This is a genomic window from Gramella sp. AN32, assembly GCF_023718305.1.
Taxonomy (GTDB): domain Bacteria; phylum Bacteroidota; class Bacteroidia; order Flavobacteriales; family Flavobacteriaceae; genus Christiangramia; species Christiangramia antarctica.
Genome location: NZ_QEYO01000056.1, coordinates 1 through 502, shown reverse-complemented (window position 1 = coordinate 502; position 502 = coordinate 1). Strand labels below are relative to the sequence as shown.

The window sequence follows — 502 nt, the reverse complement described above, 5'->3', positions numbered from 1 at the left end:
AGGGCTCTATCGAAATCCTGTCGATTGTTGTAGTCTCCTTTACGGATTTCAATGCCCAGATTTTTTGCCTTTTCAGGGGTACGTGCGATGCCAATGACATTGTCTTTCCCGATTTCCTTTATAAGTTGTTTTGAAATGGCTGACCCTAGTTGGCCGCTTGCCGATGTTACTGCTATTTTCATTTTATTCTATTTTTGATTGGTTTTCTATGGATCTCCAAGTCCCCTAATCAATCCGCCGATTTTGTTATATATCATTTTCCAGTTCATGGGCATAAGAGAGATAATAGTTTCTGGCAGGGGCATTTATTTGTTGTGCCGCCAAAGCTCTTAATAGCTCTATCCTGACTTCAATGACTTTTGGTTTTTGATAGCCCGTTTGAAGTAGGTAGTCGGCCAATTGCAGTCCCCATTGATACTTGCCTTCCTCCAATGCCTTGTTCACCTCGTCAAACATCTTCTTCTCGCCCCCGGCCAGTTCAATAATATATTTTGCCTCTTGC

Annotated in this window: 2 protein-coding genes; both read right to left on the bottom strand. The window is 42.2% G+C overall.

The annotated features are described in order from the left end of the window. A partial coding sequence (locus DHD80_RS19855) for an NAD(P)H-binding protein (RefSeq protein WP_347709994.1) occupies positions 1–182 on the bottom strand: 182 nt, incomplete at its 3' end. A gap of 64 nt (positions 183–246) precedes the next feature. Beyond that, positions 247–502: alkyl sulfatase dimerization domain-containing protein (locus tag DHD80_RS19850; RefSeq protein WP_251743212.1), on the bottom strand; the 256-nt coding region annotated here is incomplete at its 5' end.